Source organism: Enterobacter sp. CPE_E1241, from assembly GCF_045618265.1.
Classification (GTDB): domain Bacteria; phylum Pseudomonadota; class Gammaproteobacteria; order Enterobacterales; family Enterobacteriaceae; genus Enterobacter; species Enterobacter adelaidei.
This window is the reverse complement of the sequence record NZ_JBIWYV010000001.1, coordinates 3,568,979-3,594,281: the sequence shown is the minus strand read 5'-3', so window position 1 is coordinate 3,594,281 and position 25,303 is coordinate 3,568,979. Positions and strand designations below refer to the sequence as shown.

Genomic DNA, 25,303 nt, shown 5'->3' with positions numbered 1-25,303 from the left:
CTGGAGGGTGTGTATAATGCCGCCCGCTTTAAGACCGGAGTATCAACCCTTGTCCAATCCTGAACACAATCATGAATACTGGATGCGCCACGCGCTAACGCTGGCTCAACGTGCCTGGGAAGAGGGCGAGGTCCCCGTGGGGGCCGTGCTGGTTTACAACAACCAGGTGATTGGAGAAGGCTGGAATCGCCCGATTGGCCGTCACGATCCCACTGCTCACGCCGAAATCATGGCGCTTCGACAAGGTGGGCTGGTGTTGCAAAACTATCGCCTGCTCGACACCACGCTGTACGTGACGCTTGAGCCGTGCGTGATGTGTTCTGGTGCGATGGTACACAGCCGTATTGGCACGCTTGTCTTTGGCGCGCGGGATGAAAAAACCGGCGCAGCTGGCTCACTGATGGATGTTCTGGGACACCCGGGGATGAACCATCAGGTCAAGACTATCGGCGGGGTGCTTGCACCAGAGTGTTCGGGGCTACTAAGTGATTTCTTTCGAATGCGCCGGCAGCAGAAAAAGCAACAAAAGGCAGAATTGAAGTTGTCGGACGATTAAGTTCATCCGGTGCCACAACCGGGTAACTTTGAGCCAGTTGTTTTGCCTCTGCCGCTTCTTTCTCTTTTTCCAGCAGGTATCCTACCAGGCTTATCTGATATTTACGGATATTTTCCACGTAGGCGTAAGCCTCATGTCCGCGTGCGTAGCCATATGTCAGCTTGTTGTACCAGGGTTTCTGGCTCAGCAGTGGCAACCGCTGTTTAACGTCTGACCAGCTGTCCGGGTTACCTTTCGTTTTCGCCGTCAGCGCTCGCGCATCAAGCATATGCGCATAACCCATGTTGTAGGCTGCCAGCGCGAACCAGATCCGCTCCTCTTCCGGCACTGTTTCCGGTACCTTGGCCATCATATCCTGCAGGTAGCGCGCACCACCGCTGATGCTCTGTTCGGCATCGGTACGGTCATTCACACCCAGGCTCAGGGCGGTATTTTTGGTTAGCATCATTAAACCGCGTACGCCCGTGGGCGACGTGGCCTGGGTATCCCAGTGAGATTCCTGATAGGAGATAGCCGCCAGCAGTTTCCAGTCAATTTCCTGGGCGTATTTTTCAAACAACGGCTGCAGATCCGGCAAGACACCGTCTATCGCGCGCAGGAAGCTGCGGGTGTCAACATAGTCAAAGTCGTCACCGTGACCGAGATACTTCTCCTCAAGACGCGCCAGGGTACCGTCTTCATTGATGGTATTGAAGAAGTCGAGCATCGCCGCAGAGACGGTCTGATCGTCGTCGAGCTGGGTAAACCAGGTAACGGGTTGTTCATCTGTCACGTCCAGCGCTACGGCGATCTCAGGGTGAACGCGCTGGAAAAGACTGATCGCAACCGAATCAGCGATGGTATAGGGCAGTTTCTGATTTTTAACCTGTTCCAGCAGTTCCGTAGTGCCGAGTTTGGGATCGACTGTCCAGCTCAGGTCCGGGTATTTCTTCTCCTTGAGCTCACGCAGATCGTCAATCACCACATGGCCGGGGGCAATCGTCAGTTGTTGATCGTTAATGGTAGCAAGCGTGCGCGGGCGAACGCTTCCGACACGGTAGACCAGTTGCTGCGAAACGGAGTAGTAGGTCGGGCCTGGCTGATAGTTCTTGCTGCGCTCGCTGTTATACACCAGCCCGGCCGCGAGCATATCGGCATCGTCGCTATCGAGGTCATCAAACAACTGGTTGATATTCTGGCGGACGGTAATTTTAAGCTTTACGCCAAGATAATCGGCGAACTGTTGGGCCAGTTCGTAATCCAGACCAATAACTTTGCCATTGATGTCGCTGTAGATCAGCGGAGAGTTTAGGGTACTGACGCGCAATTCCCCCCGCTCCTTTATGGCGGCGATACGGTTTTCGGCTTTGCCGAACCAGGGGATAGAAGGCCAGAGGGCCACTGCCAGCAGCAACGTCACAATGCCGATGAGCAGATAATTAATCTTTAATTTTTTCAATTAGTTAATTCTCTGCGACGCCGGTTGCCTCAGTCTGCTGTAGCCATGTTAATAATAAGGTTTGCCATTGAATGAGCGGCATTTTGCGTAAACTTGCGCCACTTGGCAACCCATTAGAGAGACAGGTCACATCTATTGTTAAACATCTGCGTAGATTTTATTTCGACGCAAACGGTTTCGTCGGCGCTCAGGATTCTCTATAATGACGCCCGTTTTCCCCCCTTGCGCACACTGTAAGCGCCCCGGCGCTTCGAAGACGAGAGACTTATGATGGAAATTCTGCGTGGTTCGCCTGCACTGTCTGCCTTCCGTATTAACAAACTGCTGGCACGTTTTCAGGCGGCCGACCTTCCGGTAAGCAATATTTACGCTGAGTATGTCCATTTTGCTGACCTGAATGCCCCCCTGAATGCAGAGGAGCGCGTACAGCTGGAACGCCTGCTCAAGTATGGCCCAAGTCTGAGCAGCCATACGCCAACCGGCAAACTGATCCTTGCGACACCGCGTCCGGGCACCATCTCCCCCTGGTCTTCCAAAGCCACCGACATCGCCCACAACTGTGGCCTGAGCCAGATTAACCGTCTGGAACGCGGCGTGGCGTACTATGTGGAAGCTTCCACTCTGAGCGAAGAACAGTGGCAGGCGGTTGCAGCTGAGCTTCATGACCGCATGATGGAGAGTGTTTTTGCCTCTCTCGATGACGCGCAGAAGCTATTCTCCCACCATCAGCCTGCGCCGGTACAGAGCGTGGATTTGCTGGGGCAGGGGCGCCAGGCACTGATTGATGCGAACCTGCGTCTTGGCCTGGCACTGGCAGAAGACGAAATTGATTATCTGCAGGATGCGTTTGTTAAGCTGAACCGCAATCCGAATGACATCGAACTCTATATGTTCGCGCAGGCCAACTCTGAACACTGTCGTCACAAGATTTTCAACGCCGACTGGGTTATCGACGGCGAACAGCAGCCGAAGTCGCTGTTCAAAATGATTAAAAACACCATGGAAAAAACCCCTGACCACGTGCTGTCTGCCTATAAAGACAACGCTGCGGTAATGGAAGGTTCCGAGGTGGGGCGCTTCTTCGCCGATCGCGAAGCAGGGCGCTACGACTTCCATCAGGAGCCCGCGCATATCCTGATGAAGGTCGAAACCCATAACCACCCGACGGCGATCTCCCCGTGGCCGGGTGCGGCGACCGGTTCCGGCGGTGAAATCCGTGATGAAGGCGCAACGGGCCGCGGTGCAAAACCGAAAGCCGGTCTGGTCGGTTTCTCCGTTTCCAACCTGCGCATCCCGGGTTTTGAACAGCCGTGGGAAGAAGATTTCGGCAAGCCAGAGCGCATTGTAACCGCGCTGGATATCATGACTGAAGGCCCGCTGGGCGGCGCGGCGTTTAACAACGAATTTGGTCGTCCGGCGCTGAACGGTTACTTCCGTACCTATGAAGAGAAAGTGGACAGCCACAACGGCGAAGAGCTGCGCGGCTACCACAAACCGATCATGCTGGCGGGCGGGATCGGCAACATTCGCGCCGATCACGTGCAGAAAGGCGAGATCGTCGTGGGTGCGAAACTGATCGTCCTCGGTGGCCCGGCAATGAACATCGGCCTGGGCGGTGGGGCGGCTTCTTCTATGACCTCTGGTCAGTCTGATGCGGATCTCGACTTTGCTTCCGTGCAGCGCGACAACCCGGAAATGGAGCGTCGTTGCCAGGAAGTGATCGACCGCTGCTGGCAGCTGGGTGAAGCTAACCCAATTCTGTTTATTCACGATGTGGGCGCGGGCGGTTTGTCTAACGCCATGCCGGAGTTGGTGAGCGACGGCGGTCGCGGTGGCCGTTTCAACCTGCGCGACATCCTGAGCGATGAGCCGGGTATGAGCCCGCTGGAAATCTGGTGTAACGAATCTCAGGAACGTTATGTTCTGGCCGTTGCAGCGGATCAATTACCGCTGTTTGACGAGCTGTGCCGCCGCGAGCGTGCGCCGTATGCCGTTATTGGTGAAGCGACCGAAGAGAAGCATCTCTCCTTAAGCGACACCCACTTTGACAACCAGCCGATCGATCTGCCGCTGGACGTTCTGCTCGGTAAAACGCCGAAGATGACCCGCGACGTTGAAACCCGTAAAGCGGCAGGAAAAGCGCTGGATCGTCAGGGCATTACCGTTGCGGAAGCGGTCAACCGCGTGCTGCACCTGCCGGCCGTGGCCGAGAAAACCTTCCTCGTGACCATCGGCGACCGTACCGTGACCGGTATGGTATCGCGCGATCAGATGGTTGGTCCGTGGCAGATCCCGGTCGCTAACTGCGCCGTGACCACCGCGAGCCTCGACAGCTACTACGGCGAAGCAATGGCGCTGGGTGAACGTACCCCGGTGGCGCTGCTGGACTTCGCGGCCTCTGCTCGTCTGGCCGTCGGTGAAGCGCTGACTAACATCGCTGCAACCCAGATTGGCGATATCAAACGTATCAAACTTTCTGCGAACTGGATGGCCGCTGCTGGTCACCCGGGTGAAGACGCAGGCTTGTATGAAGCGGTAAAAGCGGTGGGTGAAGAGCTGTGCCCTGCACTGGGCCTGACCATTCCGGTGGGTAAAGACTCTATGTCGATGAAGACCCGCTGGCAGGAAGGCAACGAGCAGCGCGAGATCACCTCTCCGCTGTCGCTGATTATCTCCGCCTTTGCTCGCGTGGAAGACGTTCGTCATACCGTTACGCCGCAGCTCGTGACCGAAGACAACGCCCTGCTGCTGATTGACCTGGGTAAAGGCAACAACGCGCTGGGTGCGACCGCGCTGGCGCAGGTTTACCGTCAGCTGGGCGATAAGCCGGCAGACGTGCGCGATGTGGCGCAGTTAAAAGGCTTCTACGATGCCATCCAGGCGCTGGTTGCGCAGCGTAAGCTGCTGGCCTACCACGACCGTTCCGACGGCGGCCTGCTGGTGACGCTGGCAGAAATGGCCTTCACCGGCCACTGTGGCGTGGAAGCGAATATTGCCTCTCTGGGAGAAGACCGTCTGGCGGCGCTGTTTAACGAAGAGCTGGGCGCTGTGATTCAGGTTCGTGCGGCAGATCGCGACGCGGTTGAAGCGATTCTGGCGAAGCACGGTCTGGCAGATTGTGTGCACTATCTGGGTAAAGCCGTTCAGGGCGACCGCTTCGTCATTGAAGCTGACGGTCATGCCGTGTTCAGCGAAAGCCGCTCCACGCTGCGTATGTGGTGGGCAGAAACCACCTGGCAGATGCAGCGTCTGCGCGACAACCCGGAATGTGCCGATCAGGAGCATAACGCGAAGGCGAATGACAACGATCCAGGCCTGAACGTGAAACTCTCCTTCGACATTAACGAAGATATTGCTGCGCCGTACATTGCGAAGGGCGCGCGTCCGAAAGTGGCCGTGCTGCGCGAGCAGGGCGTTAACTCCCACGTTGAGATGGCCGCAGCCTTCCACCGCGCGGGCTTTGATGCCATCGACGTTCACATGAGCGACCTGCTGGCAGGCCGCACCGGTCTGGAAGATTTCCAGGCGCTGGTGGCGTGCGGTGGCTTCTCCTACGGTGACGTGCTGGGCGCGGGTGAAGGTTGGGCGAAGTCCATTCTGTTCAACAATCGCGTGCGTGACGAGTTCGAAACCTTCTTCCATCGTCCGCAAACCCTGGCGCTGGGCGTGTGTAACGGCTGCCAGATGATGTCCAACCTGCGTGAACTGATCCCGGGCAGCGAAGCCTGGCCGCGCTTTGTGCGCAACCAGTCTGACCGCTTCGAAGCGCGTTTTAGCCTGGTGGAAGTGACTCAGAGTCCTTCTCTGCTGCTGCAGGGCATGGTGGGTTCGCAGATGCCAATCGCGGTCTCTCACGGTGAAGGTCAGGTTGAAGTGCGTGACGCCGCGCATCTGGCTCAGCTGGAGAGCAAAGGCCTGGTGGCGCTGCGCTTTGTCGATAACTTCGGTAAGGTCACTCAAACCTACCCAGCTAACCCGAACGGTTCGGCAAACGGTATCACTGCTGTTACCAGCGAAAGCGGTCGCGCAACCATCATGATGCCGCACCCGGAGCGTGTATTCCGTACCGTGAGCAACTCCTGGCACCCGGAAAACTGGGGCGAGGACAGCCCGTGGATGCGTATTTTCCGCAACGCGCGTAAACAGTTGGGTTAAGCAATAAAATGAATGCAGGCCCGGTGAGCGGAAACGCCACCGGGCTTTTTTATACCTGTCGCAAAACCGCGACAACGCAGTAAAAGGAGTGTCTCCAAATGGAGACATTTAACTTATTGATTTGTATATGACACGACAGTTTCCCGTTAAGGTGTTGCTTAATAGCGACACTTAGCCTGGAAATCATTCAACCGATAATTACCAGGTTAAATGAGTAAAGGCTATATATATCAATGCGTTAATTTTTAGTTTTGCATTCTGGCACGGCTGTTGCATAATACTAACCAGTGGCTCATTCACCCTCTTATGTCAGCCCCTTCGGGACGTGCTACATAAACTTCGAATGACGCACAAAAAGGTGCCTGCCGTCCAACTACTGATCATAGCGATGCTTTATCAGGCCAGGGCGAAACGTCGAGTTAGGCACCGCCTCATTCCATAACAAAGCCGGGTTTTTACCCGGCTTTGTTGTATCTGAAGGGCAGACTCAGTTACGCTCTGCGTAAACCCCCACTAAGAGAGTAATGCGTTGAAACGCTGGCCCGTTTTTCCCCGCTCCCTGCGACAGCTTGTCATGATGGCCTTCCTGCTGATCCTGCTGCCATTACTGATCCTTGCCTGGCAGGCGTGGCAAAGTCTCAATGCCTTGAGTGCTCAGGCGGCGTTGACTAACCGCACGACGCTCATCGACGCCAGGCGCAGTGAAGCGATGACCAATGCTGCGCTGGAGATGGAGCGTAGCTATCGCCAGTACTGTGTGCTTGACGATCGCACGCTGGAAAAGGTGTATCAGAATCAGCGTAAACGCTATAGCGAGATGCTGGATGCCCACGCAGGGGTGTTGCCGGATGACAACCTGTATAAAGCGTTACGTCAGGATCTGAACGACCTTGCTCAGCTACAGTGTAAAAATAGCGGTCCGGATACGACTGCCGCCGCGCGCCTGGAGGCCTTTGCCAGCGCCAACACCGAGATGGTTCAGTCAACGCGTACCGTGATTTTCTCGCGCGGCCAGCAGCTTCAGCAGGAGATTGCCGAACGTGGACAGTTCTTCGGCTGGCAGGCGCTGGTGCTGTTCCTGGTGAGTCTCGGGCTGGTTCTGCTCTTTACCCGCATGATCATCGGCCCGGTGAAGGGCATTCAGCGTATGATTAACCGTCTGGGAGAGGGAAAATCGCTCGGTGATACGGTTGCCTTTAAAGGTCCGCGTGAGTTGCGGTCCGTAGGCCAGCGTATTATGTGGCTGTCTGAACGTCTGGCATGGCTCGAATCTCAGCGTCATCAGTTTCTGCGCCATATTTCCCATGAGCTTAAAACGCCGCTGGCCAGCATGCGTGAGGGCACGGAACTGCTGGCGGACGAAGTGGCTGGGCCGCTGACCACGGAACAGAAAGAGATTGTCGAGATCCTTGATGCCAGCAGCCGCAATCTGCAAAAGCTGATTGAGCAACTGCTGGATTACAACCGCAAGCTGGCTGATGGCGCGGTTGTACTGGAAAACGTCGAGATTGAGCCGCTGGTGGATATGGTGATCTCCGCTCATAGCTTGCCAGCAAGAGCTAAAATGATGCATACCGGTGTAGAACTGAATGCGCCAGCGTGCCTGGCTGAACCCATGCTGTTAATGAGCGTTCTGGATAATCTTTACTCCAATGCTGTGCACTATGGTACTGAATCCGGTAACATTTATATCCGAAGTTATACGAATGGTTCACGGGTGTTTATTGACGTCGCTAACACCGGCACCCCGATCCCCGATGACGAAAAAGCCATGATATTTGAGCCCTTTTTCCAGGGGAGTCATCAGCGTAAAGGTGCGGTTAAAGGAAGTGGTCTGGGCTTGAGCATCGCCCGAGACTGCATACGACGCATGCAGGGTGAGCTAAACATTGTCACGGACGAACGTTCGGATGTTTGCTTCCGTATCGAATTGCCCCTGAGCCGGAAAAATCAATAACATGAATCTATGTCTGGTGAGTATGTCACACGTCTTTTTCCGCGCCGTACGCGCGGTGTTTTCCCGCAACACGCTTCGCCTGAGCTTGCCTTGTTTATTTCTGGCAGGATGTGTTTCCCATGCGCCGCAAAGTGCAATTAGCGATAAACAAGAAGATAAATGGCCAGATAACCAACTGGCAGACTTTCTTTCAACCCGCTGTGAGGACATCTGGAACCTGTCAGGTCATGACGTTGAAAGCAACCCACTGTTCTGGCTACGCGGAATAGATTGCGCCCAGCGTCAGGCACCGGTAGACGCTCGTTCGAAAGCAGCGATGCTGGATGACGACACCTGGCAGGACGCTTTCAAGCGCGGGATTTTACTGGCAGATGCGAAAATCACACCCGTTGAACGCCGTGCCAACGTGACCCGGCTGGACACGTTTGTGGTCAACCTTCCGGTCCAGGTTCGCCCGGTATACCAGCTCTGGCGTGATGGGCAGACATTACAACTTCAACTGTCTGAAGAGCGCTCCCGCTACAGCAAATTGCAACAGTCCACCGACAGCGAACTTGATACGCTGCGTCAACAGCAGCAACATTTGCGTACGCAACTGGATACCACGACGCGTAAGCTGGAAAACCTGACCGATATCGAAAGACAGCTTTCGTCGCGTAAATATCAGCCGGGGAGTTCATCTGCTGCACCGGACAGCGATACGCCGAAACAAGAGGATGTGAAGCCATGACCAGCCGTAAACCTGCCCATCTCTTACTGGTGGATGACGATCCCGGGCTGTTAAAGCTGCTGGGCATGCGTCTGGTGAGTGAAGGCTACAGCGTGGTAACCGCTGAGAGCGGGCAGGAGGGGCTGAGAATTCTCAGCCGCGAGAAGATTGATCTGGTGATAAGCGACCTGCGGATGGACGAAATGGACGGCCTGCAGCTGTTCGCGGAGATCCAGAAGCAGCAGCCGGGCATGCCTGTCATTATTCTCACGGCGCACGGGTCGATCCCGGATGCGGTTGCCGCGACCCAGCAGGGGGTGTTCAGCTTCCTGACCAAGCCGGTGGACAAAGATGCGCTTTACAAGGCTATCGACAGCGCGCTGGAACATGCCGCCCCGTCGAATGATGAAGCGTGGCGGGAGTCTATCGTCACCCGCAGCCCTATTATGCTGCGTCTGCTCGAACAGGCCCGTATGGTGGCGCAATCTGACGTCAGCGTGCTCATTAACGGCCAGAGCGGTACCGGGAAAGAGATCCTCGCGCAGGCGATTCATAATGCCAGCCCGCGCAGCAAAAACGCTTTTATTGCGATTAACTGCGGCGCACTCCCGGAACAGCTGCTCGAATCTGAACTGTTTGGGCATGCCCGCGGCGCTTTCACTGGCGCGGTAAGCAGCCGGGAAGGGTTATTCCAGGCAGCGGAAGGCGGCACGCTTTTCTTGGATGAGATTGGCGACATGCCTGCGCCGCTGCAGGTTAAATTACTGCGTGTGTTGCAGGAACGAAAAGTTCGCCCGCTGGGCAGCAACCGCGATATAGATATTAATGTGCGTATTATTTCGGCGACACACCGCGATTTACCGAAGGTGATGGCTCGCAACGAGTTTCGCGAAGATCTCTACTACCGTCTTAACGTGGTGAATCTGAAGATCCCAGCGCTGGCCGAACGTGCGGAAGACATTCCCCTGCTGGCGAACCATCTTTTACGCCAGGCGGCCGATCGCCATAAACCGTTCGTTCGTGCGTTTTCCACCGATGCGATGAAACGGTTGATGGCCGCAAGCTGGCCGGGCAACGTGCGTCAACTGGTGAACGTAATTGAGCAGTGCGTCGCGCTGACCTCATCACCGGTTATCAGCGACGCGCTGGTGGAGCAGGCACTGGAAGGGGAAAACACGGCATTGCCGACGTTTGCCGAAGCACGGAATCAGTTCGAGCTGAACTATTTGCGTAAGCTGCTGCAAATTACCAAAGGCAACGTGACCCACGCGGCGCGAATGGCGGGGCGTAACCGCACCGAATTCTACAAGTTACTGTCGCGGCACGAGCTGGAAGCGAACGATTTTAAAGAGTAGTACCGCAAAATTCACTTGAATATGATACTGTGAGCAACCGATTACGAAGCAGCTTACAGGCAAGAGTTTAAGGACCCACCATGAAAAAGATCGATGCGATTATTAAACCTTTCAAACTGGATGATGTACGTGAAGCGCTGGCGGAAGTTGGCATCACCGGGATGACCGTGACGGAAGTGAAAGGTTTTGGTCGTCAAAAGGGCCACACCGAGCTTTACCGTGGCGCAGAGTACATGGTGGACTTTCTGCCGAAAGTGAAAATTGAAATCGTGGTGAGCGACGACATCGTGGATACCTGTGTGGATACCATCATTCGCACGGCGCAGACGGGCAAAATCGGCGACGGCAAAATCTTCGTGTTTGACGTGGCGCGCGTGATCCGTATCCGTACCGGCGAAGAAGACGACGCGGCGATTTGATGGTATTCCTTCGCTGCCATTCCCTGGCGGCGAAGGGGCTTTTAATCGTGCTCTGTTTCCGGCAACGTGAGTGGAGAAGGGGTAAAACATCTTCTCAAACCAACGAATGTAACGATCAGCACCACGCAGCCTAGCGTCCACCCGCTCATCTGAGAGAAAAAGTGGGCATAGGCAGCAATCGCCGTATCGTTAATCTGTGGCTCTGTCGTTTGTTGCGCCACGCGTCCTGCCAGCCAGTTGGCGACTGCGCCTGTTGCCAGCATATAAATCCCCGTTAACAGACCTGTGATGCCCGGTAGATTCAGACGGGTGATTTGCGCCATCGCTACCGGGTCGATAAACAGTTCGGCGAAACCCATTAGCGCCAGACCGGCGATCATCATCCCCATTGAGACCTGTCCGTTTAACCCGCCATGACGTGCATTCAGCGCCAGTAACATAAAACCAACGCTCATTAACAACAGACCTAATGCGAACTTCAGCCATAAGCGTAGCGCTGAGCGTATTTTCCCTTCCGGACGCGCTAGCCAGGAAAGGGCAATACCTGCTGCCATTACTGCAATGGCATTAACTGACTGAAACAGTGCAGTTGGCACCTCGATATTAAGCAACTGTCGGTTAACAAAGCGGTCGATAAACAGGCTGATAGTACTGCCACCCTGCTGTGCCAGCACCCAGAACAGCGTCCCTGTCATCATCAGTATCGCGATTTGCCACAGTGCGCGGCGATGCTCAGGAAATCTCATCATAATGCGCGCCACCATTATCACAGCAAACGCGCACACGGCGACCAGTAGATAACCAGAGCCATTATTCTCCAGTAACAGGGTAAAAAAGAGGGGCGCGATGCACAGCATTATCAGCAGCCAGCCCCAGACCGGAAGGAGATACTTTTTGCTGCGTAATGCCTGTTTATTGACGCCGCGCGTATGGTGGAAGTGGTGATGCCCGCTGAGGAAAATCAGCAAACCTGCAAACATGCCGATCCCGGCCAGTGCAAAGCCAATATGCCAGCCGTACCATTGCGCCGCCAGTCCACAGGCAATCGGCGCAGCAATGGAGCCAATGTTCCCTGCGGCATATAACAGCGAAAATCCGCCATCACGACGTGGATCGTCGTGGGCATAAAGTTCTCCCAACAGACAACTGATATTGGATTTAAACAGACCATAACCACATATGATTATCGCCAGTGCAACGTACAGACTGCGGGTTGAGTCAGATTCGATACCTAACACCACATGGCCGAACGTCATCAGCAATGCACCGGTAATAATGGCCGTGCGGTTGCCAAGCAGGCGGTCAGCCAGCCAGCCGCCGAGAATAGGGGTGACGTAGACCAAAGATGCGTAAGCGCTAAAGAGTGTGATGGCGTGGCTATCGTCGAAACCAAGCTGATGGGTAAGGTAGAGGATAAGCAGAGCACGCATGCCGTAAAAGCTGAAATATTCCCAGATTTGAATCGCCACGATGTAATAAATCGCGCGCGGTTGTGAGGGTGTTTTCATGTTATCTCCTTGCGGCGTGAAAAAGGGAAGTGGCAAGCCACTTCCCTTTAGTCTTTATTTATCGTTTTTCAGTACCTTAACGGTATAACGACCATCCGCCTGGCGATATGCACCATGGATGTCGGTTTCAAAGCCTGGATAGTGAGCACCTATTTCGCACAGCATTTGCAGGAATTCCAGCACTGGACGGCTCTCTTCAGTGATCATCTCACCAGGCATAACCAGCGGTACTCCTGGAGGATATGGCAGGATCATATTGGCGTTGACGCGGCCCACCATCTCACTGAGATAGACCTCTTCCGTCTCACCATGCAGCTCTTTCTGGAACGCGGCATACGGCGTTATCACCATTTTTGGCAGCACTTCAAATGCACGGAACATCAGATCCGGCAGATTATGATGCTCAACGAGTTTATGAATGTTCTGTGCAAGCTCCTGAATGCGCATGCTTTCGTAGAACTCAGGATTCTCACGATAGAGCGATGGCAGCATGTTTTTCACGCGCAGATTGAGATCGAAAGCGCGTTTGAAATCGGTGAGTGCGCGGAGCAGACTCAGGGCTTTCGTTTTATCAATACCGATGCTGAACAGGAACAGCAGGTTATACGGACCCGTTTTCTCAACCACGATGCCTTGTTCATCAAGGTATTTCGCGATGATACTGGCAGGAATACCGAAGTCGTCCATGGTGCCATCTTTCTTCATCCCCGGTGTCAAAATGGTGACTTTAATCGGGTCGAGATACATATGCTCGTTATCAATGTTCTTGAAACCGTGCCATGCACTATCGGAACGCAGAGGCCAGCATTCAGGCTCATCAATGTGTTCCGGCTGCCACACATCGAAGAACCAGCCTTCAGATTCGCCTTTCAGACGTTTAATCTCTTTGCGGAATTTCACTGCGCGCTGAATAGAACCGTCGATCAGACGCTTACCGGCATTACCTTTCATCATCGCCGCAGCGGTTTCAGTGGATGCCACAATCCCATAGTGCGGAGAGGTTGTCGTGTGCATCATGTAAGCTTCGTTGAAGGTCTCTTCGTTTACGTCGCCTTTTACATGAATCATCGAAGCCTGAGAAAACGCCGCCAGCAGTTTGTGCGTGGACTGAGTTTCATAAATCACTTTACCTTCCGCACGACCGCCGCTCATCCCACTTTTACCCGCGTAAATAGGGGAGAAATTGGTATAAGGTACCCAGGCCGAGTCAAAGTGGATGGATTTTACATCCAGCGTTTTCTTGATGTAGTCGGTGTTGTAGAGCAGACCATCGTAGGTGGAATTGGTTATAACGGCGTGCACTGGCCAGGTCGCGTTTGGCGTCTCTTTTACGCGTTTGGCAATGGTTGCATGCTGAAGTTCGCTCTGCGGGATCCCGCCGAGAATACCGTATGCGTTACGGGTTGGTCGGAAATAGATTGGTGTAATATCGCTCATCATCATCAGATGCGTCAGCGATTTATGACAGTTTCGATCGATCAGTACAGTGCTGCCTGCAGGTGCTGAGTACATGCCGACAATTTTGTTCGCTGTGGATGTACCGTTGGTCACCATGTAGCTGCGCTCAGCATTGAATACACGAGCGATATACTCTTCTGCCTCTTTGTGCGGGCCGCTATGGTCAAGCAGTGAACCGAGTTCGGATACGGAAATCGAGATGTCAGATTTCATGGTATTAGGGCCGAAGAAGTCGTAGAAAAGACTTCCTACCGGGCTTTTCTGGAACGCGGTGCCGCCCATATGGCCAGGTGTACAGAACGTATATTTCCCTTCGCGAACATATTTGAACAGCGCTTTGGTCAGCGGCGGCAAAATCGTGTCGATATATTCATCTGTGTTCTGTTTGATTTTGGCGGCGATATCGTCAGCGGCACCGAGAGCATACTCAAAGAAACGTACTTTCATACGCAGATCGTTGAGGCTGACGTCGAGCGTGGAGTATGAATTAGCGAATGCATACAGCGGCATGTATTCGTTCATTTTGCTGATGTCTTCGCACAGCTCGAGATTGTATTTATCCCAGTCGAAAATAACGCCGCACAGACGCGCATTGTTCTCAATGAGTTTCAGTAAGTCTTCGCGGTCATTTGGGTAAACAATACGGAAATCCAGACGCTCAAGTGCGCGGTGGAGCTCACGGATAGGTTCTTCTTTAAAGTAAACGCCCATGTGATTCATGATAGCGATAACATTCATAGTCTTATCTCCAGGTGTAGAAAACCCCTCCCGTCACGGTGTGACAGGTGTCAGGAAGGGCTATAAGAAAGGGGGATTAAAGTGCGTCGGCGGTGGTGCTTTCGGCGTCGTTGTTATGCTGGCGCTGGTACATCTTGCGGCCATAGAACATCAGAATGACGAGGCTGACGATAAAGGTGCCAGACAGTTCGAAGGAGTTGGCCCCCATCAGTGCGATGAAGCAGAACGCGCAGCCCAGAATGGAGCAGACAAGGCTTGCCAGGTTGCGAACGTTAACGCCTTCGAAGCGAATCAGGTCAACGCAGGAGTAGAAATACGGCAGCATGGTCAGCAGTACGGCGATACCCGTCAGTTCGCCGAACAGGTCTGAGGCTTTACCGCCGCTTGAGTTCATCACGGTGATGAGAACCATCAGTACGGTCATTTTCAGCGCTGCCAGCAGCAGGCCTTTTTTCGGGATGCCATTGCTATCAACTTCGCCGTAAATTTTCGGGAAGTTACCATCGTTAGCGGCGCGAACCCCGGCCTGGCCTACCAGCATCATCCAGGAGCCCAGTGAGGTCAGGCAGGCGAAGGCGGTGAAGGCAGATACTATCGGTGCAGCCCAGTTACCCATGATGGTTGAGGCACTGATAGCGAATGGTGCGCCAGAAGCGGCCATTTCAGAGGCCGGATACATACCAGAAATCACCTGTGTTGCCGCGATATAGACAATACCGGCCAGAGCGGTGCCCAACATGGTTGCCAGAGGCACTGTGCGTTTAGGGTTTTTCACCATCCCGGTGCTTACCGCAGCGGATTCAACCCCAACGAATGCCCACAGGCAGAGCAGGATACTTTTGATCACCGCATGAGGGTCGGTAGTGGTAGATGTGTTCCAGTTTGCCTGATAGATGGCAGCATCAAACCAGTGCCATCCCGCAATCGCAGTCACTACGACCGGGATCAGCACCAGTACCAGACCGATAGTCGTCAGGCGGCTCACCCAGGTCCCGCCAAGCATATTCACAAAGGTAAATAGCCAGACAATTGCAATACAGGCAATACCTGCCGGAACAGGATTATTTAATGCCGGGAAGAAGGTGGAAAGATAAGAGACAGCGGTAATACCAATTGCCAGATTACCAATCCAGTTTGCGTGGTAATAAAGCACACCGGTCTGGAAACCGAAAGCGGGAGATAATTCCCCGGCATAAGCAATTGGGCCACCTTGTTGAGGGTTTTTGGTGGCCAGGCGGGCGTAGACATATGCCAGAGACATTGCCCCAATAATGGAAATCACCCATCCCCAAATTGCAATGCCACCGATGCTGGCAAGGTTTGCGGGTAATAAAGCAATACCGCTTCCCATCATATTACCGGCGACGACACCGGTGCAGGCAAATAGGCCTATCTTTTTGGCTGAACTCATGTTCGTTTCTCCTGAATTTTATTTTGGAGGTGCGGACCGTTGTTTAAGGCTCAAAATGATCCGACCGACTGACCGCAAGGTTACGGATGCGAACAGGAGAAGTCCTAAAGATAAAGTGAAATAAAAGACAACTTCAAAAAAATGATACCCTGAGATTTTTTCGTTAACATATCAGGATAAAAATTTTATATCAGGAAAAGATAAATAATGATATCTAACAGGGGATTGATGATATTTTTATTACGGCAGGGATTGTTGCCTGGAGGTAACAATTAACACCTCCTGGCAACATTTTTACTACTTACTGAATAAATTCATTAACGCATTCAGAGGGCGCTTTCTACTCTTGTGCAAGAAACGTTTTTAAATAAGGGGCTGCTTTTTTAATGGAAGTCTGGAAAACGCCATTCTCAATCCAGTAGAGAGTGTTTTCACCCGGCCTTAAGTTAAATGCTGTAATATAAGCATCAGCCGCCAGACGATTATCACCCTTCATCTCATAGATCTTTCCCAGTAACACATAATTTAGCCAGGACATTTCGAGTTCAATACTTTTGTTAATGTTCCTGTATGCATTGTCAATATCACCTTTGCTTAATCCATTGATAGTCTGTATTTGATACCACGTTGCTGATTCCTCAATGCCGGGAAGTTGCGCGATTTTACTCAGCTCATTATTCAGCGCGGTAAGTTGAGGTTCATTGAACTGTTGCTGTGAATGTCGTAGTACATCCACCAGCACTTTTTCCAGCAGCGCATTGATAAAGTCAGGTGCGTCTTTTGCGACGACGCTGAGTAACTCGCTGGCTTTATTTAATGACACGACATCACCTTCCATAATCAACTGGTCAGCCTGGTAGAACTGTGCCAACGACAGGCTTTGCGAATTGCGGAACTGGGCAAGTTGTGCCTGCATACGAGGTGGCCAGGGCTGCGTCAACACGGCGGAGAGACTGTGGAGGAGATCTTCCTGTACCGATAACAGTGTGTTGTCGGTAATAAAGTAGCGCTTGTCCAGCATGACAGAGCTGTCTGCATTATCGACCAGCAATACAGACATAAAACATTGCTGTGCCCGGTAATGGCGTTGATTAACGAATTTGATGGTGAGTGTTTTCCCGGAGCTACTGGGTTCTGTCACGTTGTAGTTGGTTTTGTCATGCACCATAAAGGTGGAATATGTGTTTAGTGACGAGGTAATCAGGTTTCCCAGGCCGATGGCGTAGGACTGTTGAGAAGACCACTTATTGCAAGAGATACCGCGTTCAAAGCGTACATCTATATCGCGTGGATTGAGTAGCAGACGTGTTTTGGTCACCGGTGGGTGAGAATTGATAAGCGACATGATAACCAGCGCAATCAACGCACCAAGTGACAACAGAAACAGTAGCCAGGTCCAGAAGGAGGCGACACGATTTCGTCGATCGACTTTTTTCCGTGCCTGTCTGAATGAGGGAGCGGACGCTGTTTCCGGTTCAGGAAGCGTATTGATCTGTCCGGCAGGCGTCGTTTCTGGTGAGGCTATAAGCGTGGATGGCCCACTGTCGGCGCTTTCTTCAGTCATCCAGACCACCGGCGCGGTGAGCTTGTAGCCCCTCTTTGGCACTGTGCTGATGTATTCTGGACTCTGCTCATCACCGTCTTTCAGCCATTTGCGGAGTTCTGAAATGCTCTGGGTAACCACATGACTGGTGACAATATTGCGCATCCAGATGTTATCAATGATCTCATCCCGGCTCAGGACTTCATCAGGATGACTGGCGAAATACACCAAAAGATCAATTAAGCGTGGTTCAAGCGTGAGTTGGCGACCTTGTCGACTAATTTGATTTATGGACGGCGTAACTCGCCACTCGCCAACGCGTACAACAGGTTGTTGCATAAAAAAGCATCCCCAGGCGGAAAAGGGAAAAGAAAAATCATAACATGAATGACAAACTCATTATTGATAAGCCACAAGACTCAATGTTGAAGATGAAAGAAAAAAAGGATGCCGCTAAATACAGCATCCTGAGAGGAATTGGTCGGTTTACAGCACTTTATGAGGCCCGAAACACTCGTAATGAATGTTTTCAGATTTGATCCCCAGCGTAACTAACTGTCTGGCGGCAAACTGCATAAAAGCGACTGGGCCGCAGAGCCAGAATTGCATCTCTGGATTGCTGAACAGGCTCTCGTGTTTACTCAAATCCATCAAGCCCTCGCTGTCGAATCGTGCATTCTGGCGGTCATCTTCATTAGGCTGGCGATACCAGGTATGTGCGGTAAAGCGTGGCAGGATCGCCCCCAGCGTTTTTACTTCATCCGAAAAGGCATGCACATCACCGTTCTCGGCGGCGTGGAACCAGTTTACCTGTGCGGTGTGGTTTGCTTTCGCCAGCGTATCGAGCATCGCCAGCATTGGCGTTTGGCCGACACCCGCAGAGATCAGCGTGACAGGGGTATGCGTTTCAACGGCCATAAAGAAATCACCAGCAGGTGCGGCCAGATGTACCACGTCACCCACGCTGGCTTCGTTGTGCAGCCAGTTTGAAACCTGACCTCCTTCTTCACGTTTCACTGCGATACGGTAACGTTTACCGTCAGGTTTGCGGGTCAGGGAGTACTGGCGGATCTCCTGATGCGGGAACCCTTCAGGCTTCAGCCAGACGCCCAGATACTGTCCTGGCTGATAATCAGCTACCGGCTGACCGTCAACCGGTTCAAATTCAAAGCTGGTAATAAGCTGGCTGCGCGGCGTTTTCTCAACGATACGGAACGCGCGCGTACCTTCCCAGCCACCGTTCTTACTGGCGTTTTCGCTGTAGATTTGCGCTTCACGGTTGATGAATACGTTTGCCAGCACGCCATAGGCTTTCCCCCACGCGTCCAGTACCTCCTGACCCGGACTGAACATTTCGTCCAGGGTCGCTAACAGATGGCCGCCAACGATGTTGTACTGCTCCGGTTTGATCTGGAAGCTGGTATGTTTCTGCGCGATTTTTTCCACCGCAGGCAGCAGCGCTGCCAGGTTTTCAATATTACTGGCGTAGGCCGCGATAGCATTGAACAGGGCTTCGCGCTGATCGCCGTTACGCTGGTTGCTCATGTTGAAAATCTCTTTGAGCTCCGGGTTGTGCGTGAACATACGATCGTAGAAATGGGCAGTGAGTTTAGGGCCGGTTTCTACCAGCAGGGGAATAGTGGCTTTTACAGTAGCGATGGTTTGAGCGTCGAGCATGAGCGCGTCCTTCTGATGTCATTTTAATGATGTATTTTAAATGCATCTTATAAAAAATACCCCTTCGTTGTAAATGGTTCTTTGCAACATGAAAAATATGCATCACAAACCTGAAAAGAAATCGGTTGAAGATGTCGAGAGCTTTATTCCTCAAACCCTTGCGTGGCGTGAAGGAAAACGTTTGCGTAAAAACGTTTGTCAAGACCTGTTATCACAGAACTATTCAGTTATACTGTTGCCCGTCGTCCAACAGGACTGCCTTTTCAGGCCAAAATTTACTTGTTAGCTGAGTCAGGAGATGCGGATGTTAAAGCGTGAAATGAACATTGCCGATTATGATGCCGAACTGTGGCAGGCTATGGAGCAGGAAAAAGTACGTCAGGAAGAGCACATCGAACTGATCGCCTCCGAAAACTACACCAGCCCGCGCGTAATGCAGGCGCAGGGCTCTCAGCTGACCAACAAATATGCTGAAGGTTATCCGGGTAAGCGTTACTACGGCGGTTGTGAGTACGTTGATATCGTTGAGCAACTGGCTATCGACCGTGCGAAAGAGCTTTTTGGTGCTGACTACGCTAACGTGCAGCCGCACTCTGGCTCTCAGGCTAACTTCGCGGTCTACACCGCGCTGCTGCAACCGGGTGATACCGTTCTGGGTATGAACCTGGCGCAGGGCGGCCACCTGACTCACGGCTCCCCGGTTAACTTCTCCGGCAAACTGTACAACATCATTCCTTACGGTATTGATGAGTCCGGTAAGATTGACTACGAAGACATGGCGAAGCAGGCGCAGACCCACAAACCGAAAATGATCATCGGCGGTTTCTCTGCTTACTCCGGTATCGTTGACTGGGCAAAAATGCGTGAAATCGCAGACAGCATCGGTGCTTACCTGTTCGTAGACATGGCGCACGTTGCGGGTCTGATTGCCGCAGGCGTTTACCCGAACCCGGTACCACACGCTCACGTTGTGACCACTACCACCCACAAAACCCTGGCGGGTCCTCGCGGTGGCCTGATCCTGGCGAAAGGCGGTGATGAAGAGCTGTACAAAAAACTGAACTCTGCTGTGTTCCCAAGCGCGCAGGGCGGCCCTCTGATGCACGTTATCGCGGCAAAAGCGGTGGCGCTGAAAGAAGCGATGGAGCCAGAGTTCAAGGTTTACCAGCAGCAGGTTGCCAAAAACGCCAAAGCGATGGTGGAAGTGTTCCTGAACCGTGGCTACAAAGTGGTCTCCGGTGGTACTGAAAACCACCTGTTCCTGCTGGATCTGGTTGATAAAAACCTGACCGGTAAAGAAGCTGACGCTGCCCTGGGCCGCGCAAACATCACCGTGAACAAAAACAGCGTACCAAACGATCCGAAGAGCCCGTTCGTGACCTCCGGTATCCGTATCGGTTCACCAGCAGTGACTCGCCGTGGCTTTAAAGAAGCGGAAGTGAAAGAGCTGGCTGGCTGGATGTGTGACGTTCTGGACAATATCAATGACGAAGCGGTTATCGAGCGCGTTAAAGGTAAAGTTCTGGATATCTGCGCACGCTTCCCGGTATACGCATAGTTCCTCTGCTTTGCAGAAATAAAAAAGGCCGCGCTTGCGGCCTTTTTTTATGGCTCAACGCCGGTCAAGGGAAATCGCGCCAGGCCCGACTATCGCCAGCAGAATAAAGGCACCAGCAATACTGACATTCTTGTAGAAGTTAATCATATTCGGTACGACCGCATCACCGGTCATATCCCAGTAGTGATGGCCTATTACCGCGGTTCCCAGAGTGTAAAACACAAACAGGACGGCGAGAGGACGGGTGAAAAAACCCAGTACGATCAGAATAGCGGCGGGCACTTCCATTACCACTGCAATAATGGCCGCCAGCATGGGCATCGGTGTACCCAGCGAGGTCATATATTGCACGGTGCCGCTAAACCCTGTGAGTTTCGGATAGCCAAAAATAATAAACAGTACGACAAGTGCGATGCGGCCAATCAACAGCAACAGGTGACGCGACTGACCGAAATCGAAATAACGAAGTGAGTTCATGGCAGAAAACCTCTGCAAGTGGAGTAATTTAAACGTAATACACATTTTCATTCCCTGCCATAAACCAGATGACTGCACATTATGTTAATTTTTCGTTAATTTATAGCAGGCTATCGACTTGCTTAATTTTTATATTCTCGCCAGACTATGGCCTCGATTTCGGGAGGGATTCATGGTCTTGCATTCCACGCGCTGGCTGGCGCTCAGTTATTTCACCTATTTCTTTAGCTACGGTATTTTTCTGCCTTTCTGGAGCGTCTGGCTCAAAGGCATTGGCCTGACCCCCGAGACCATTGGTGTCCTGCTAGGAGCCGGGCTGGTGGCGCGTTTCCTCGGCAGCCTGCTGATTGCCCCGCGCGTTAGCGATCCCTCCTTACTGATTAAGGCGCTGCGCATTCTTGCTCTGTTGACGCTGGTCTTTGTCGCCTGCTTCTGGGTCAGCCACCAGTTTGCCTGGCTGATGGTAGTGATGGTCGGCTTCAACCTGTTCTTTTCACCGCTGGTACCGCTGACGGATGCCCTGGCGAACACCTGGCAAAAGCAGATCACCATGGACTATGGCCGCGTGCGGCTGTGGGGCTCAATTGCCTTTGTGATTGGTTCTGCGTTGGTGGGTAAACTGGTCAGTCTCTATGATTACCGCGCGATCCTGGCTCTGTTGAGTATCGGAATTGCCTCGATGTTGCTGGGCATGCTGCTGCGACCGTCGGTAATGCCGCAAGGGGAGAGCCGTCATCAGGAGAGCGCAGGCTGGCCTGCCTGGCGGAGCCTGGTTGCACAAAGCTGGCGTTTTCTGGCGTGCGTGTGTCTGCTCCAGGGTGCGCATGCGGCGTACTATGGTTTCAGTGCCATCTACTGGCAGGGGGCGGGATATTCTGCATCAGCCGTTGGCTATCTATGGTCGCTGGGGGTAGTGGCCGAAGTCGTTATTTTCGCCCTGAGCAAAAAGCTATTCCGTCGCTTTGGCGCGCGCGACCTGCTGCTGCTTTCCGCCCTGTGCGGTGTGCTGCGGTGGGGCATTATGGGCTGGACGACGGAACTGCCGTGGCTGATTGTGGCGCAAATTCTCCACTGCGGTACCTTCACCGTGTGCCATCTGGCGGCGATGCGCTATATCGCTGCACGTGAGGGAGGGGACGTAATTCGTCTGCAGGCGGTTTATTCTGCGGTTGCGATGGGCGGCAGTATTGCGATCATGACGGTCTTCGCCGGTTTCCTCTACCAGCATCTGGGGCATGGCGTCTTCTGGGTGATGGCGCTGGTTGCTTTACCCGCGATAATCGTTCGTCCTAAAGTGACCGCTCGCGCCTGACTATGATTCCAGCATGGCGCGAATATGTTCTTGCTGCTGTGTGTTCAGTGCTTCAACAGCATGGATCAACGGCGGCGAGAACAACGGTAGAGCAGTAGGATAGGGGGTGATAACCAGCGCGGCTTCGCGCGGTGCCCCCTCTTTCTGGAAAGTCTGCAACGCCAGATAGCGAATATTGAGCGGCAGCAGCGTCAACTCACGAAGTTGCTCCTCAATCAGATCTTCACAGGCTTTATCTTCCCCCGTCAGCAGAATGACCTGTTTTTCGTGTAGATCGGTCTCCTGCATCAGCCAGGCGCCGAAAATCACCGCGACCAGGCTCATCTCCTCATCGGAAAAACGTAGTCCAAATTCTGCCTCCAGCTCAAACAGCGCCTCTTTGGTGGTGCGTAAAAGTCGGGGGTAGAGACGATGGATCTCTTCCGGAAGACTGTTGTCGATGCCGATCTCAAACAGCGAGCGGTCCAGCGCCTGAGCAAGATGGATATACAGCTGATCGGTCAGACCTTGCTCATCGCTGAAATTCATCCCGGTTTGAGAACGAAAACGGGCAATCATGCGCACAATGGCACGGCGTAAACGTTGATCCTGCTGGTGTTTATCAAGTGCGGGATCGGGCGTGCGGAGCATCATAAACAACAGTGCCAGAAACAGTTGTTCATCCCCGTGAGCGCCTTGTGGGACCCTTCGTTTCCAGTGACGCACGATCTCCTGCGCCGTAAAATACTCCCCTCTCGACTGGGTCCAGCTGCGCTGAACGTGGGAAAACTGCGGCGTGTTCCCCAACTGGTGCTGGATTAGGCAATATTGCAAATAGAGCTGTAAAAACTGGATATCGCGGCATTCAAACTGGCGCTGTAGCTTCCGCGAGCAGAAGTTGATCAGCGCCCGCAGGTTAGCATCGTCATAAAGCGGGCGGGCAATGCCATGCTGTTTAAGTGCGGTTTTTAATGCAGGGGTAAACTGGTGCGAAACAAACTGTGGACACAGCCGCAGAGCCCTGCGCAGCCAGTGCAGCAGGCATAAACGCTTATTCAGGGCTGTACCTTCAATCCGGTAGCTGCCGTCATGGTGCGTGACGATATCAAGCCGGTGATAGCGCTGGATTTCATCGCGCGTCTCGGCTATATCTTGCCGTGCCATAGCGTCGTCCACGCCATTAGCAGCGATTATGCTCTGTGCGGTGACGACAGCATCGGGCAGGTAAAGCATCAAAAGCACCTGGCAGCGGCGCTGCGAACTGGAAAGCACAGATGGAATTTCAAGCGTCGTCATCATCTGTCGGGTATCCAGTGTGAATGTTTGATAAGAATAGCTAAATGATGGACGCTGAAAAGCGCGCCGGCAGCCCTTTCATTCAGGATTGCTGGAGAACATCACAGAATTTTTGACGTGAGGAATTGATGCAAACAGTTAAACAATGCGCGATGGCGCTATTTTTTGCGGTTATCACCTTCACCGCCAGCGCACACCCTCACAGCTTTATCGACCTGAAAACCGAACTGGTCACCGATGGCGCTCAGCTAAGTGGACTGAAAATGCGCTGGACGATGGATGAAATCACCTCGGCTGACCTGCTGTATGATGCAGGAAATGCCAAACCCGGCGATGAGATCTGGAAAAAGCTGGCGGCGGAAGTGATGGCCAACGTGCTGGGTCAGCACTATTTCACCGAATTCTGGCACAACGGGCAAAAGGTCAAATTTCTGAACCGTCCCACGGAGTACGGTATGACGCGCGAGGGGCATCAGGCGGTGCTGGCGTTTGTGCTTCCGCTGGCACATCCGCAGCCGCTGGCAGGGCAAAAATACACGTTTTCGACCTTTGACCCGACCTACTATGTCGACATGAGTTATGCCGGGGATAGCGATGTGCAGCTTCCGGCATCATTACAAAAAACCTGCAAGATTTCCGTTCATACCCCAAAGCCCAGCGAAGAAACGCTTAACTTTGCGGTTTCTCTCGATAAGGAAGATGCCCCGCCTGAAGACATGGAGTTGGGTAAACAGTTCGCGCAGGAGGTGACATTGCAATGTCAGTGATCTCTTCACAGGTTCGGAAGCCGCGCCGCTGGCTGCATCTCTGGCCGCTGGCACTCTTTTTGCTGTTAGCGGTTTGCGGCGCGCTGTGGCTATGGCAGGCCTGGCCACAGGTCATGATGAAAAGCATTATCTGGCAGCGTGAAGTCAACCAGCAGATGAGTGGACTGCTGAAGGCGGTGGCGGAGAATCCGACCAAAGCGGGCGGCTCCCTGCTGGCGTTCAGTTTTGTCTATGGCGTATTACATGCGCTGGGGCCAGGGCATGGCAAAATCGTCATCACCACCTGGCTCGCCACTCATCCGTCAAAGCTGAAATCGAGCATCGGCCTGACGCTGGCCTCCTCGCTGCTTCAGGGCGGCGTGGCGATTGTGCTGGTCGTGGTGGTACTTTCGCTGTTACAGCTTCCGGCCCGTCAGTTGCACCTGAGCAGTTTCTGGCTGGAGAAGGGCAGCTACGCGCTGGTGGGCGTGCTGGGGCTGATTCTTTGCTGGCGCGCGCTGAAAAAATTGCGCGTGTTACTGCAAAAGCCGAAGTTCAAAGCCTTTACTCCCCATCATATTCACGATGCTCACTGCGGCTGTGGGCATCAACACCTGCCGACACAGGCGCAGTTGCAGAGTGGGGATGACTGGCGAGCGCGTCTGATGATCGTCCTCTCTATGGGCATGCGTCCGTGTTCGGGGGCGATCATGGTGCTGCTGTTCAGTAAAGTGATTGGCGTGTTTGGCTGGGGCATGCTGTCCGCGCTGACGATGGCAGCGGGAACCTCTTTGACCATTTCGTCGCTGGCTCTGCTGGTTCACAGTTTCCGTCAACTGGCGGTAAAACTCAGTGGTAATAATGCGCCGGTGCTATGGCGACAAGTCGGCTGGACAACGCTCGCGCTGGCAGGTGGGGTGATTTTGCTGGTGGCTGCGGTGACGATGTGGGTGAGTGCGGTGCCGGTAGGAAGGGGATTGCGGCCTTTTTAGTTGTTATTCCCTCTCCCAC

The 25,303-nt window shown here is 53.3% G+C and carries 18 protein-coding genes; 10 read left to right on the top strand and 8 right to left on the bottom strand.

The features are described 5' to 3' along the window. Positions 1 to 16: 16 nt before the first annotated feature. A complete protein-coding gene (gene tadA / locus ACJ9Y9_RS17475) occupies positions 17 to 556 on the top strand; it encodes a tRNA adenosine(34) deaminase TadA (RefSeq protein ID WP_032666645.1) in 540 nt (179 codons plus the stop codon). Here the strand turns inward: tadA and mltF are convergent. Beyond that, positions 444 to 1,994, bottom strand: coding sequence for a membrane-bound lytic murein transglycosylase MltF (gene mltF / locus ACJ9Y9_RS17470; RefSeq protein ID WP_028016067.1), 1,551 nt, complete (start codon positions 1,992 to 1,994; stop codon positions 444 to 446). The two genes, tadA and mltF, sit on opposite strands and share 113 nt — an antisense overlap. Positions 1,995 to 2,261: 267 nt before the next feature. On the opposite strand from mltF, the gene purL reads away from it, so the two are divergent. The 5 genes from purL (at position 2,262) to glnB (ending at position 10,589) form a co-directional block, all read left to right on the top strand. Continuing rightward, positions 2,262 to 6,149, top strand: a complete 3,888-nt coding sequence (gene purL / locus ACJ9Y9_RS17465) for a phosphoribosylformylglycinamidine synthase (RefSeq protein WP_231079262.1) — start codon at positions 2,262 to 2,264, stop codon at positions 6,147 to 6,149. Between the two features lie 529 nt (positions 6,150 to 6,678). Then, positions 6,679 to 8,106 carry a two component system sensor histidine kinase QseE/GlrK gene (gene qseE / locus ACJ9Y9_RS17460; RefSeq protein WP_028016069.1) on the top strand — a complete coding sequence of 476 codons (1,428 nt, stop codon included), beginning with the start codon at positions 6,679 to 6,681 and terminating at the stop codon, positions 8,104 to 8,106. Between the two features lies 1 nt (position 8,107). Then, positions 8,108 to 8,836 (top strand): two-component system QseEF-associated lipoprotein QseG, encoded by a 729-nt coding sequence (gene qseG / locus ACJ9Y9_RS17455; RefSeq protein ID WP_028016070.1) that lies wholly within the window; start codon positions 8,108 to 8,110, stop codon positions 8,834 to 8,836. After that, positions 8,833 to 10,170: a two-component system response regulator GlrR gene (gene glrR / locus ACJ9Y9_RS17450; protein ID WP_028016071.1), complete on the top strand. Its 1,338-nt coding sequence runs from the start codon at positions 8,833 to 8,835 to the stop codon at positions 10,168 to 10,170. The genes qseG and glrR overlap by 4 nt, the downstream gene beginning before the upstream one ends. Positions 10,171 to 10,250: 80 nt before the next feature. Beyond that, positions 10,251 to 10,589 (top strand): nitrogen regulatory protein P-II, encoded by a 339-nt coding sequence (glnB, locus tag ACJ9Y9_RS17445; RefSeq protein ID WP_003860685.1) that lies wholly within the window; start codon positions 10,251 to 10,253, stop codon positions 10,587 to 10,589. A 41-nt stretch (positions 10,590 to 10,630) separates the two neighbouring features. Here glnB and ACJ9Y9_RS17440 read toward each other — a convergent pair whose 3' ends face one another. From ACJ9Y9_RS17440 to hmpA, 5 genes are all read right to left on the bottom strand, one after another. Next, positions 10,631 to 12,097, bottom strand: coding sequence for an oligopeptide:H+ symporter (locus ACJ9Y9_RS17440; protein ID WP_028016072.1), 1,467 nt, complete (start codon positions 12,095 to 12,097; stop codon positions 10,631 to 10,633). A gap of 54 nt (positions 12,098 to 12,151) precedes the next feature. Further along, positions 12,152 to 14,293 (bottom strand): lysine decarboxylase CadA, encoded by a 2,142-nt coding sequence (cadA, locus tag ACJ9Y9_RS17435; RefSeq protein ID WP_028016073.1) that lies wholly within the window; start codon positions 14,291 to 14,293, stop codon positions 12,152 to 12,154. A gap of 76 nt (positions 14,294 to 14,369) precedes the next feature. Next, on the bottom strand, positions 14,370 to 15,704 hold the full coding sequence (gene cadB, locus ACJ9Y9_RS17430; protein ID WP_028016074.1) for a cadaverine/lysine antiporter: 1,335 nt from the start codon (positions 15,702 to 15,704) through the stop codon (positions 14,370 to 14,372). A 340-nt stretch (positions 15,705 to 16,044) separates the two neighbouring features. After that, positions 16,045 to 17,586 (bottom strand): lysine decarboxylation/transport transcriptional activator CadC, encoded by a 1,542-nt coding sequence (gene cadC, locus ACJ9Y9_RS17425; protein WP_028016075.1) that lies wholly within the window; start codon positions 17,584 to 17,586, stop codon positions 16,045 to 16,047. 147 nt (positions 17,587 to 17,733) lie between these two features. After that, a complete protein-coding gene (hmpA, locus tag ACJ9Y9_RS17420) occupies positions 17,734 to 18,924 on the bottom strand; it encodes an NO-inducible flavohemoprotein (protein WP_028016076.1) in 1,191 nt (396 codons plus the stop codon). Positions 18,925 to 19,228: 304 nt separating this feature from the next. Here hmpA and glyA point away from each other — a divergent pair, with 304 nt between their 5' ends. Next, positions 19,229 to 20,482: a serine hydroxymethyltransferase gene (gene glyA / locus ACJ9Y9_RS17415; RefSeq protein ID WP_028016077.1), complete on the top strand. Its 1,254-nt coding sequence runs from the start codon at positions 19,229 to 19,231 to the stop codon at positions 20,480 to 20,482. 54 nt (positions 20,483 to 20,536) lie between these two features. Here the strand turns inward: glyA and ACJ9Y9_RS17410 are convergent, their stop codons facing one another. Beyond that, positions 20,537 to 20,959 (bottom strand): DoxX family protein, encoded by a 423-nt coding sequence (locus ACJ9Y9_RS17410; protein WP_028016078.1) that lies wholly within the window; start codon positions 20,957 to 20,959, stop codon positions 20,537 to 20,539. Positions 20,960 to 21,131: 172 nt separating this feature from the next. On the opposite strand from ACJ9Y9_RS17410, the gene ACJ9Y9_RS17405 reads away from it, so the two are divergent. Beyond that, entirely contained in the window at positions 21,132 to 22,271 is a 1,140-nt protein-coding gene (locus ACJ9Y9_RS17405; protein ID WP_028016079.1) for a 3-phenylpropionate MFS transporter, read from the top strand. On the opposite strand, the gene csiE is transcribed toward ACJ9Y9_RS17405, so the two are convergent. Further along, the gene (csiE, locus tag ACJ9Y9_RS17400) at positions 22,272 to 23,549 is read right to left on the bottom strand and encodes a stationary phase inducible protein CsiE (RefSeq protein ID WP_028016080.1); all 1,278 of its coding nucleotides are present in this window, start codon (positions 23,547 to 23,549) and stop codon (positions 22,272 to 22,274) included. A gap of 125 nt (positions 23,550 to 23,674) precedes the next feature. Between csiE and ACJ9Y9_RS17395 the strand changes: the two genes are divergently transcribed. Then, positions 23,675 to 24,313 (top strand): DUF1007 family protein, encoded by a 639-nt coding sequence (locus ACJ9Y9_RS17395; RefSeq protein ID WP_028016081.1) that lies wholly within the window; start codon positions 23,675 to 23,677, stop codon positions 24,311 to 24,313. Then, the gene (locus tag ACJ9Y9_RS17390) at positions 24,304 to 25,284 is read left to right on the top strand and encodes a nickel/cobalt transporter (protein WP_028016082.1); all 981 of its coding nucleotides are present in this window, start codon (positions 24,304 to 24,306) and stop codon (positions 25,282 to 25,284) included. The genes ACJ9Y9_RS17395 and ACJ9Y9_RS17390 overlap by 10 nt, the downstream gene beginning before the upstream one ends. Positions 25,285 to 25,303: the final 19 nt, after the last annotated feature.

Coding starts and splice junctions, on each gene's coding strand:
- ACJ9Y9_RS17395 (WP_028016081.1), top strand. CDS start 23,675: ATGCAAACAGTTAAACAATGCGCGATGGCGCTATTTTTTGCGGTTATC.
- tadA (WP_032666645.1), top strand. CDS start 17: ATGCCGCCCGCTTTAAGACCGGAGTATCAACCCTTGTCCAATCCTGAA.
- ACJ9Y9_RS17405 (WP_028016079.1), top strand. CDS start 21,132: ATGGTCTTGCATTCCACGCGCTGGCTGGCGCTCAGTTATTTCACCTAT.
- ACJ9Y9_RS17440 (WP_028016072.1), bottom strand. CDS start 12,097: ATGAAAACACCCTCACAACCGCGCGCGATTTATTACATCGTGGCGATT.
- cadB (WP_028016074.1), bottom strand. CDS start 15,704: ATGAGTTCAGCCAAAAAGATAGGCCTATTTGCCTGCACCGGTGTCGTC.
- glrR (WP_028016071.1), top strand. CDS start 8,833: ATGACCAGCCGTAAACCTGCCCATCTCTTACTGGTGGATGACGATCCC.
- cadC (WP_028016075.1), bottom strand. CDS start 17,586: ATGCAACAACCTGTTGTACGCGTTGGCGAGTGGCGAGTTACGCCGTCC.
- ACJ9Y9_RS17390 (WP_028016082.1), top strand. CDS start 24,304: ATGTCAGTGATCTCTTCACAGGTTCGGAAGCCGCGCCGCTGGCTGCAT.
- qseG (WP_028016070.1), top strand. CDS start 8,108: ATGAATCTATGTCTGGTGAGTATGTCACACGTCTTTTTCCGCGCCGTA.
- purL (WP_231079262.1), top strand. CDS start 2,262: ATGATGGAAATTCTGCGTGGTTCGCCTGCACTGTCTGCCTTCCGTATT.
- cadA (WP_028016073.1), bottom strand. CDS start 14,293: ATGAATGTTATCGCTATCATGAATCACATGGGCGTTTACTTTAAAGAA.
- glyA (WP_028016077.1), top strand. CDS start 19,229: ATGTTAAAGCGTGAAATGAACATTGCCGATTATGATGCCGAACTGTGG.
- hmpA (WP_028016076.1), bottom strand. CDS start 18,924: ATGCTCGACGCTCAAACCATCGCTACTGTAAAAGCCACTATTCCCCTG.
- csiE (WP_028016080.1), bottom strand. CDS start 23,549: ATGATGACGACGCTTGAAATTCCATCTGTGCTTTCCAGTTCGCAGCGC.
- glnB (WP_003860685.1), top strand. CDS start 10,251: ATGAAAAAGATCGATGCGATTATTAAACCTTTCAAACTGGATGATGTA.
- ACJ9Y9_RS17410 (WP_028016078.1), bottom strand. CDS start 20,959: ATGAACTCACTTCGTTATTTCGATTTCGGTCAGTCGCGTCACCTGTTG.